Genomic DNA, 2,100 nt, shown 5'->3' with positions numbered 1-2,100 from the left:
AGGTAACACGATCAGATCGGCGCCGCGCTGTCCTCGCACGAGTGCGGTGACGCGGTTCAGCCGGTGCTCGGCGTCCTCATGCTCGTCGAAAGCCGTCTGCAGCACTGCGATGCGAAGAATCTCATCCATACCACTCACCCCTTCAAGGGCATGGCCAGCGGTCGCAGCGGAGAACCGGTAGCTCCTCGCAACCGGATCGGTGCGGCGATCAGGCAGAACTCGTGAACGCCGTCTCGGGCGAGGTCCTCGAGGTTGACGAGCTCGATCATCGGGACTCCAGCCTCGGCGAGGAAGTGGCAGTGTCCGGGCAGCCAGTTGTCCTCGTGCTCCGACGGGCCGACCTCGACGCACTCCTGGTCGGATGCGATCGCCGAGATGCGCTGGGCAGTAAGCCAGCGGGCCGCCTCCAGACCGAGCCCGGGTGGGTTGCCGAGCACCTTCGCCCCCTCGGGCCAGTAGCGCATCCGACCGGTCCGGATGAAGGCGACATCCCCTTCGCCGAGGGTCAAGCCCTGCCGTGCGAGTGCCTCTCGGCAATCTTCGATGGTGATCGCATACGAGTCCGGCAGACAGTCGACGCCCTTGAGCCCGGCGACGTCGATCAGGACGCCGCGTGCGACGATCGGAGGGATCGTCTCCGCGCCCCCGCGCATCCAGTGTCGGCTACCGAGGTGCTCGTCCGCGGAGAAGCCGTTGTAGATCTTTCCGTCCACGCCGAAGTGATTCAGCGCATCGATGTGAGTTCCGGTGTGGGTGTACATGAAGATCACGTCGCCCGAATAGCAGACGTGACGGTTCACCTGCTCGCCGGCGCCGTTGAGGTTGTCGACCGCGGTGCCGTTCGGCGTATGGCTCATGTAAATCTGGTACGAGGGATCCCCGGCCGCTTGGAAGCTCGGCATGCCGACGTAGTAGTCGATACTCAAGTCGTATACCGACGACGCGTCGGCGCGTGCGAAGATCGCGGCCTGCCGTTCGGGGGTGAGCAGATTGAGGGCACCTCGCTCGTCGTCAGGGCCGTAGGGGCTTGTGGCCGCTCGGATCCCGGCACGCTGGCCGTTCGTGGAGACAGTATCGATGGTCACAGCTTTCCATTCCCTTCCGCGCGCACGAAGTCGATCACCGCGCGTTCTTTCACCAACGGCAGCAGCTCGGCCACGAGCTCGACATGAGCCGGGTGGTGCGAGTAGGTCTCGAGCCCCTGCCAGTCATCGAAGTCGGTGATCAGCACCCCGTCCCACGGGTCACCGTTATCTCCGGGATCCCCGGTGTGCGGGCCGATCTCGAACGAGCGCACCACGTCGACCTTCTTCGAGAACGCGGTGAGCATGTCGATGACCTTGCCGCCGTCTCGGCTGTCAACGACCTTCCATGCGAATACGTGCCTGATCATGTCACTCCTTACAGAAGATAGAATTCTAAATTCAGAATCCTGACCGTACACCGCCTTCGTCTCGCTGTCGAGAGCCGTGTCACACAAACTGGAAGGCTCGCGGGCGTTGGGGGCACGCAACTGGGTGGCGCCGACGTCGGCTTCTCGGCCGGTCATCAGCCCAGTCAGTTCGTGGAGCTACCAAGGGCCGCACTGTTGCTCGCCATAGGTGAACACCCGTCCTTATGTCGACCCACGGCCGGCCGGCCGGCCGGCCCGTCCGTCCGTTCCGTCCGTCACGCTCGCCTCCATCGCCCGCCGCCGCCCTCCACGCCACCGCGCGCACCGCCGCGTCGAGAGCAGTGGAACCGTCCGCCGAACCTGAGGTTGTGGAGACTATCGACGTGCATGATCGCCGTGCAGCGGGCCCCGCGCCCGCCGCGACAGCCCGCGATTCCTCGGTGCCAGCCGCCGCGACGGGTCGCAACCGCATCCGCCGCAGACGACGTCGTCGACCCCGACGATCCGCTCTGGGAATAACCTGCACTCATGGCCGCACGGAAGACCACCCAGCGACGCTCCAGTCCCAGACGAGCCAGCGCCAAGCCGCTGATACCCACCCCAGGGCACGGGGAGCAGATCTGGATCCTCGACGTCCCGTACCGGGCGCCCGCGCCCGGTGCCAAGTACTACACGGCACTCAAAGCACACGCCTACATCGGCGCTCA

The 2,100-nt window shown here is 65.4% G+C and carries 2 protein-coding genes; both read right to left on the bottom strand.

Annotation, left to right across the window (positions count from 1 at the left end; genetic code table 11):
- Positions 1-134 precede the first annotated feature (134 nt).
- Entirely contained in the window at positions 135-1,085 is a 951-nt protein-coding gene (locus tag AZG88_RS02070) for a cyclase family protein (RefSeq protein WP_197487766.1), read from the bottom strand.
- Positions 1,082-1,549 carry a Dabb family protein gene (locus AZG88_RS02065; protein ID WP_082764416.1) on the bottom strand — a complete coding sequence of 156 codons (468 nt, stop codon included), beginning with the start codon at positions 1,547-1,549 and terminating at the stop codon, positions 1,082-1,084. Before AZG88_RS02065 ends, AZG88_RS02070 begins: the two co-directional genes overlap by 4 nt.
- Between the last annotated feature and the right edge of the window lie 551 nt (positions 1,550-2,100).

Source organism: Rhodococcus sp. LB1 (genome assembly GCF_001583455.1).
GTDB lineage: Bacteria > Actinomycetota > Actinomycetes > Mycobacteriales > Mycobacteriaceae > Rhodococcus_F > Rhodococcus_F opacus.
The sequence above is the reverse complement of the archived record's forward strand: the minus strand, read 5'-3'. Positions and strand labels throughout refer to the sequence as shown.

Bases quoted from the DNA above. Each gene is read 5' to 3' on its own strand.
- AZG88_RS02065 (WP_082764416.1), bottom strand. From the start codon at position 1,549: ATGACCGGCCGAGAAGCCGACGTCGGCGCCACCCAGTTGCGTGCCCCC.